At 37.2% G+C, this 5,761-nt stretch carries 5 protein-coding genes and 1 pseudogene; 2 read left to right on the forward strand and 4 right to left on the reverse strand.

The window, feature by feature from the left end; translation table 11 throughout:
• A partial coding sequence (locus AB4232_RS21465; RefSeq protein ID WP_372087967.1) for a glucose PTS transporter subunit EIIB occupies positions 1-650 on the forward strand: 650 nt, incomplete at its 5' end.
• 121 nt (positions 651-771) lie between these two features.
• Positions 772-2,190, forward strand: coding sequence for an alginate export family protein (locus AB4232_RS21470; RefSeq protein ID WP_029222821.1), 1,419 nt, complete (start codon positions 772-774; stop codon positions 2,188-2,190).
• An 89-nt stretch (positions 2,191-2,279) separates the two neighbouring features.
• Here the strand turns inward: AB4232_RS21470 and AB4232_RS21475 are convergent.
• From AB4232_RS21475 to AB4232_RS21490, 4 genes and pseudogenes are all read right to left on the reverse strand, one after another.
• Positions 2,280-2,498 (reverse strand): annotated as a pseudogene (locus AB4232_RS21475) (phosphate-starvation-inducible PsiE family protein); the annotation flags it as partial.
• 357 nt (positions 2,499-2,855) lie between these two features.
• Positions 2,856-3,251, reverse strand: a complete 396-nt coding sequence (locus AB4232_RS21480) for a GtrA family protein (RefSeq protein ID WP_009847997.1) — start codon at positions 3,249-3,251, stop codon at positions 2,856-2,858.
• A 32-nt stretch (positions 3,252-3,283) separates the two neighbouring features.
• Complete coding sequence (locus AB4232_RS21485; protein WP_372087968.1) at positions 3,284-4,675, reverse strand: DUF2142 domain-containing protein; 1,392 nt, start codon at positions 4,673-4,675, stop codon at positions 3,284-3,286.
• Positions 4,676-4,770: 95 nt separating this feature from the next.
• Positions 4,771-5,715 (reverse strand): glycosyltransferase family 2 protein, encoded by a 945-nt coding sequence (locus AB4232_RS21490; protein ID WP_102257554.1) that lies wholly within the window; start codon positions 5,713-5,715, stop codon positions 4,771-4,773.
• Positions 5,716-5,761 lie beyond the last annotated feature (46 nt).

Here is a 5,761-nt window from a genome sequence, read left to right on the forward strand (position 1 = left end):
ATCGTAAAAAGGTAGCCGCTATCATGGTGCCTGCAGTATTTACGGCCGCTGTTATCGGTATTACCGAGCCACTAGAATATACCTTCCTATTCGTCCAACCATTCCTATTCTTTGCAGTACATGTTCCGCTAAATGGTCTTGCTTATGTGATCACCGAAATGATGGGTGTTTCAATTCACGGAAATCAGCTGCTATTTATGGTGCCTAACCTACTACAACCTGAAAAGGTTCATGCTTGGGCTCTATTGTGGATTATCCCACTATACTTCGCGATTTACTTCTACACATTCAAGTTCTTCATCCTGAAGTTTGATTCAAAAACTCCAGGTCGCGAAGAAGAAGATGGTGATATCGCCCTGTATTCAAAAGAAGACTTTAAAAAGAAAAAGGAGCAGACCTCAAAAGGACTGCCTGTTGAAATCATTAAGGCACTGGGTGGAGCTGACAACATTGAGAACGTGACAAACTGTGCAACTCGACTGCGTGTTTCGCTGCATGACGAATCACTAACGGCAAGCGATAAAGTTTGGAAACAACAGCTCAACGCAATTGGTGTCGTCAGAATGAATAAAGGCATTCAAGTGATATATGGAGCCAACGTTATTACGATTGCCTCTGGTATCAAAGAAGCCCTTGGTGTCGACTCTTAGCTAAGCGCAACTTCCGTAACCCTACTGTTACGAATCTATAGAAACCAATAACTGACAATTCCTCCTGTGACTACAAGTCACAGGAAGGGATTCGTGCACCTGAAATATGGGAAATATAAAAATGAAAGCAATGACAAAACATGCAGTTACTTTACTTGCTCTTTGTGTTTCTGGCGTCCTACACGCAAACGAAAATACAACATCAAGCTGGTCTGAGCGCAACCCTATCGTCTTCTGGGGAGATAGAGCCAATGAGGACTGGAGCTATGTCGATGGTCTAGACGAAAGTCAAAAAAGCTTTTCAGAAAAACTCAAACGCTTGGATATTGATGACAGTGGTGACTGGAAAGTCTCATTTAGCGGTAATGTAAAAGCCGCAGTCGATAACCGTTGGAATCACATGTACGACGGAGAAAACCGCAAGAAAAATGAACTGCGTACTCGCATGCAATTCTCCACCGATGTGACTTACCAAGACTGGATGCGTGTATTTGGTGAAATTCGAACCAATTACACTAACCTCGATAGTCCGGGTCCAGTAGACGATGCCGGTACTGACTTCCACCAGTTGTTTACCGAATTCAAATTACTCGATGACGGTGAGCAATACCTAAGTACCCGCCTTGGTCGCCAAGAAATATACTTAAATGAATGGCAAATGATGAACCGTGAACCAACGCCAGTTCAATCAAGTTGGAATGCAGCCAGCGCAAAATACAGCGTAGCAGGCATCAATTTTGACGCATACTACGGCGAGGAAGTATTCCCTCTCTACAAAGATGGCAGCTTCGGTGGCAACTGGGATGATAAAACCAATGGCAAAAAATCGACTGGCTTATTCGCTAATTGGAGAACTGACTTCGGGGCAATGCAAGCCTACATAATGAGTAATAAACTCACCAATGAAAGCTTTGTTAATGCACCAGACGGTGACGTCGACATTCAAGTTTTAGGCTTACATGCCCATGACTTTGTGAGTGAAGGGTTTGGTTACATGCTCGACGGTGTTTATCAATTTGGTGATCATGCAGGTAAAGATATCTCAGCCTACATGGCTTATGCCGATTTGAACTACAACTGGAAAGCAGACTGGAACTATCGCTTAGGTCTGAACCTACATTACGCATCAGGTTCAGATAAAAACAGCGACAAAGTGAACACGTTTAACCCTTTGTGGACAGGTGACCCACTGGGTTTCGCGCATGATGGCGCTTACGGTAACGCAATGCAGGTCGGTTCTTACACTGTGATTGAGTATCAGCCGAAACAATCCATCATCGCTGGCTTTATGTCGACATGGCGTGCCAACACAGATGATGCAATCTACACACTCAACCAAGATGTATTATTTGGTGCAGAGTCTGACGAAAAATACGCTTACACCCAGTTCTATCTGCAATTCCATAATTACATCACAGGCAACTTAAAGTCTGAGTTAAATATGTACTACGCATTAGATAGCGACTACACACGTGACGTAGTCGGCAGTAGCAGTGATGACATTTCCCGTGTTGAAATCGCACTGATCTATAACTTCTAACACTGCTTATCAGGTTAGTATGTTACTAAATGAATTCGCCCAGCAGTGCTGGGCGAATTTTTTAGATCATCATATTTCAGTTAATTGAATTACTCATCCGGCTGCTTGGTTCGAAGATCCACATATGGCCAGTAATGGTGCCCTACTCGAATCAAAAGTGTTGCTGCTGCTAAGATAAACGCTGCAACAGACAACCAAACGATAAGTACTGCATCCAACTCTTTCATGCCCAGAGTAATGTAACGAGCAATTGCCATCATCACGATGTAGATCGGGTATCGCACGGGGATCTTACCGTTCATCATAAACTACTGAACCATTGACCGAGTATACGGTGTATTATCCAAAAAAATAATTCATCTATATTTACCTCGCATAAAATACAACCTGTTGAATTTATTCTAGTTAAAAATCAAACTATGCTAATAAACATGTGGTGAGCTTTGATAATAGTTCATATAGTTATTTCCTTCAATTATAGTGGATAAAGGAGGCATTTAACATGGCAAACATTCAAACTATATAAGTTGTGAAGGGGCAAACCATAGCCCTAGTCGATGTTTTGATAAACATAAGATAGTACCTGACTGCTGTACTCCGCTCACATCAAAAATGACAAGTTAACTCTTCACCATTAATATAAACCATAATATTCTATCACCCTTCTAACTTTCAGAGAAACTCGGTCTAAAAAGGAAAAATTTCATTATTAAAAAACTAACAACTGCCTCACCAATCATTGTTGCCATTATAAATACCAAATAGTTAAAACCAAGAACATCGACGCCTAAATATACAATGATATTAATAGTTAACAACAGGACCAACCGCATAACAATAAACCCTACACCATGTCTAACATGTTTTTTTTCATAATTATTAAAAACAAAATACTTGTTAATAAAGTATGAGTACAAATATATTATGAAAATAGCAGAATTCATACTGGCCAAGTAATGAAATCTAAAAAACTCAACAAAAATATACACTAAAGACCAGTTTATTATTGCTGTAGACCCTCCACCAATAAGATATCTGATTACTTGCTGAATATCTTTCATAAGACCTCTAGTGAAAATATTAATGGTATCAATTAATAATACCTTTCAAAAACAGACAGCGGCACAACTAAAATAGTAATAAAACCAAACAAAAACACGCCTAACCTCTGTATTAAACAACCACTTTTATCGTTTTTTTCGCCTTCACATAGTAAACATAAAAATAGAGAAATAGGTATAAAATACCGTCCTTGAACACCTTGAATTGTAGAACTGGACATTGGCGTCCATGATATAGACAAAACCAGAAAAATGCTAAAAATGGCTACGATAATTACTAATAGCAAGAGTAATTTATGATAAACCTCCCCCTTTCTACGCCCCCAAAGCCTTCCAACATCAGAATAAAATATCAGAAATAATGAAACCCCGGCGAAGAAATAATACCATATTGGCAATTTAACGTCCAAGTATCCTAATTTCCCTATAAATGATACAGCATAGAATGCATAATTCTCTATAAAGCTATTAAATAGTAAAACAAACCATGAAAATGGTGCACTTAAAATCTGTTCAACCCTTAACAGATAGGACACCCCTTCAGGGCCAAATGGAACAGATACGTTAAAAGTCAAATAAATAGACCAAATAACAACAGAGATAAAACTTATTAGAAAAGCACCTATAAGCTTTATTCTTTTATCCTCATCACTCCAATACTTTAGCGAAAAAACCAAAAAAACCATAGATAGAGCAATATAAGGAGGCCTTGTCATTGATATTACCACCAAAAATACAGAGCTAATAATTAATAGTATTTTAAACCTGTTATTTTTTTCAATATCAAATCGACTAACCATTGCCACAAATAATGCTGCTAGTGGAAAGGAAATGGCATCCGGACTTACCGATGCCATTTGAGATATGGTCATTGGAAGCATTAAAATACTAAATAGAACAGCAACGCCTTTGTTCGCGATATAAATAGCAACTGCTGACAATAAAATTGCGATAGAGCCGTTTAATATTCTAGACAAAATCAAGGTTTCTGATACGGATAAATCTATGCTCTTTCCTAAAATAATCCCTAAACTGGAAAGTGTATATAGAAATGGGGGGTATATACTCACATTACGAGTATCACCCCAACTATTTCCTCCCCATTCGATGCTATTCAAAACCAGTGACAACTGCGTGTCTACTTTCATATCTGGTTTAAATGCGATAGGGAGGTAACCTAACTCAATTTGACTAATTTCAGGACTAGTTGTCCCGCCAACGGTATAATCGTCAACAGTATTAGGCAATAATTTTTTCTGTGGAAATAACTCTCCCTGTGATACTTGGTATGCTCTTTGATAATGACTGCCTTCATCAGCAACTTGAAATGCTGGAACTTGAAATGCAAGGTAAATCATTAATGGAAATGAGAGTAATATATATATATAACTATAGAATTTATTTTTTTTAAACCTTGAAATCACATCAAGTACCTTTAACTAAAAATACAACCTTCAGGACTTTCACATAAAACCAACAATCTCTACATTATAAATCTTTGCGATCAATGTATTTATTTCTATTTCTTTTGCAAAGGATGTAATGGAGAGTTAGTTATATCATAATGAAGTGAGCTTAATAGGAGTTGGAAACCCATAATAATAGGCATTACAGCTATCATTACAGTTCCTGTAGAAGTGACATCTCCTGTCGAAATGGAATTAAACCAACTAATAACACCGAAACAAAAACCAAATAACATCATAATAGAACCTAAAATCAACTCTATACTAGCCACATTAAAGTCACGCAGAAAGTATGCGTAAAATATACGTTTAAAAAATGATTTAATATATAACGGCGTAAATTCAAAGATAACTTTTTTAACTTCTAAACTGCTTTCTTCATCATCATATTTTGCGTCCATTGATATATCTTGAACAACAGCTCTAATCGTACCCAAACGAAATAGCATATCACTTTCGAAAAAATATCTTTGGCTAATTTTATTTAATGGTAGTTCTAAAAGAGCTGAACGATGGATAGCAGTATAGCCATTAGTTGGATCCATTACCTTCCAATAACCGCTAGACACTTTATTGACAAATGATAATATTGCATTCCCCAACTTTCTTATTGTAGGCATAAGAATAAGAGACTCAATTCTATTAAATCTATTTCCTTTTGTGTAATCTGCATGCCCTTGTATTATTGGGTTTATGAATTTTGGTATCAATGTAGGATCCATCTGTCCATCTCCATCAATTTTGATAATAATATCCATACCATCTTTTAGGGCTTCAATATACCCTTTCATCACTGCGCCACCAACTCCAGAGTTGACTTCACTAAAAATCACTTGGACTCTAGTATCTTTATTGTTTTCAAGAACAAACTTACCACTAGCTGCCGGGCAACAATCGTCGATAACATAAATTTTATCCACCTCATTCCCGATAGAATCTAAGACTTTACAAATTTGATTTTTCACCTTAAAGCAAGGAATGACAACTGCAACTTTCATTTTTCACTTTTCACTTTATTTAAATTCATATTGTATTTTATAATAG

Origin of the sequence: Vibrio sp. 10N.286.46.A8 (assembly GCF_041470165.1) — a bacterium.
GTDB classification, from domain to species: Bacteria; Pseudomonadota; Gammaproteobacteria; order Enterobacterales; family Vibrionaceae; genus Vibrio; species Vibrio tasmaniensis_A.